1 protein-coding gene is annotated in these 2599 nt (G+C 24.7%); it reads left to right on the forward strand.

Annotation, left to right across the window (positions count from 1 at the left end; translation table 11 throughout):
* The first annotated feature begins 484 nt into the window (after positions 1-484).
* Positions 485-2083: a putative manganese-dependent inorganic diphosphatase gene (locus KGF52_RS20790; protein WP_227841488.1), complete on the forward strand. Its 1599-nt coding sequence runs from the start codon at positions 485-487 to the stop codon at positions 2081-2083.
* The last annotated feature ends 516 nt before the right edge of the window (positions 2084-2599 follow it).

A 2599-nucleotide genomic window follows, 5' to 3' on the forward strand; every position in this document is an offset into this window, starting at 1 on the left:
AAATAATACTTATTTTTGGTTTATATATACTTTTTATTTTTAATAATAACTATATAATTTAAAAAAATACATAATCTAAAATTATTTTAATTTCTATCAGTTATTTTTAAATCAATATTTTAGGATAATATTTTTCATATAGATAAATAATTTTTATATAGCACTCGTTAATTTTTTACTTATGAGATACATACAAAAAAATTTATACTATAAAATTTTCATAAATTTTTATTTACTCATCATATTAATTAATTTTTTCGCAGCTATCTTCAATGAATTAGTTGTTAATAAACCCCAATTTCATTGAATAAAAGTATAAATCATAAAAATTTTTATATTAAATTTGTTATATATGTAAAAGCTAAAATTGCATATAATATTTTTTTCATTAAATTTTTTTCTTTTTACAACAAATACTCACTACCTTTTGATATAATATTTTTATCAATTATTATTATATTCAAGTTTTGAAAGGAGTTTTAAAATGAGTTTATTAGTTTTCGGACATAAAAATCCAGATACAGATTCAATATGTTCTGCAATTTCATTGGCATATTTAAAAAACAAGCTAGGAATAGAAGCAACAGCTTATGCTTTAGGAGATATCAGAAAGGAAGCTAAGTATGCCTTAGATTACTTTAAGGTAGATGCACCTGAAATCTTAGATAACGTTAGAATACAGGTTAGAGACTTAAATTATGATAGGGTACTACCTTTAACTCCAACTTCTTCTATATTAGAAGCCTATAATCTTATGGATGAAAAAAATGTTAAAACATTACCTGTAACTTATGAGGATGGAACTTTTGCTGGTATTATTACTATGAAAGAAATAGCTAAAAACCTTCTTCATCAACATTTTACAACTATACACACATCACTATCAAATATCTGCAAAAACCTTAATGGTACTATCCTTGTAGATTGTGGTGAAGATGTAAAAGGTAGAGTTGTTACTTTATCATTTGGTATGGAAACCCTAATAGAGACTTTAAAAGAAGGGGATATAGCTATTGTTGGTGATAGATATGATAGTATTGAATACGCCATCGATACAAAAGTTAAACTTTTAATACTTACTAATCATACAGAAATTTCAAAAGATTTACTAGCTCTTGCTAAAATAAATGGAGTGTCTGTTGTTTCTGTTGAAAGTGACAACTACAAAACTTCTAATGTAATAAATCAATGTAGCTTCTTGGATTCTATAGAAGCCACAGACAACTTGATTACATTTAAAGAAGACGACTATATGGATGAAATAAAAGAAATTATGTTAGAAACAAACTTTAGATCTTATCCTATATTAGACGATGACAATAAGTTTTTAGGATTAATTTCAAAAGGGCATCTATTAAATCCATCTAAAAAGAATGTTGTTTTAGTTGACCACAATGAATATGCTCAAAGTGCTGATGGAATTGAACAAGCAAATATAGTTGAAATAGTTGACCATCATAAACTTGGTGGTATTTCTACTGATGTTCCTATGTCTTTTAGAGTTATGCCTGTTGGATGCAATAGTACTATAATTTATCAAATGTATAAAGAAAATAACGTTGAGATACCTTATGAAATAGCTGGTCTTCTTTTATCTGCTATATTATCTGATACATTATTATTTAAATCTCCAACAACTACTGATATGGATAAGAAAGCTTGTGAAGAATTAAGTAAAATAGCAAAAGTAGACATGGAAAAATATGCTATGGATATGTTTAAATGTGGTACTTCTTTAGATGAGTTTACTATAGAACAAATAGTAAATATGGACTTTAAAGAGTTTAACATGAGTGGACATAAAGTTGGTATTGGACAAGTATTTACTTTAGACACAGACTCTATATTTGCTAAGAAGGATGAATTTTTATCTTATATAAATTCAACTGATTATGACAAATTAGTTCTTGCAGTTACAGATATAATAAAAGAAGGTTCTTATTTAATTTACAAAGCAGAAGATAGATTGATTGCTGATGCATTTGGTATTGAAGGAGTTCAAGGAACATTTGCTCCAGGTGTTGTATCTAGAAAGAAACAATTAGTACCTAACTTAACTACTGCAATTAAAAATTTTAAATAATATAAAATCTTTAGACAACACAAAAACTGTTTCAAATTTAAATTTGAAACAGTTTTTTTCTTACATAACAATAATAAATTCTATAAAAAAAGAATACACTATTAGAAAATTCTAATAGTGTATTCTCTTCTTATTATATATTACACTTTAAATTATTCCTTGACTGGTCTAGCTGGTGTAAACTAAACCAGTCTCTCTCAAATATTAAGCACTTTTTTCTTATTATGTTTTTAGGATTTATTGTCTCTATTATTGTAAACCAAAGTTATGAAATTGTAAATAGAATATATTACCATTATAATGTTTTTTCTTAAGTAAAAACATACAAATAACTTTCTTTTTTTAAACAAAATCATTAAATTAGCTTTAAAAAATGTTAAAATAAATGTTTTCCACATATCTTCTATATTTATTTTAATATCTTATATATTAAAAACCTAATCATAAATAATTTAATAGAATTATTTTTCTATAATACTATTAAATAAGATTCTAATAAGACTATTGGAGTTATTT

It is taken from the genome of Clostridioides sp. ZZV15-6597, assembly GCF_020657815.1.
GTDB lineage: Bacteria > Bacillota > Clostridia > Peptostreptococcales > Peptostreptococcaceae > Clostridioides.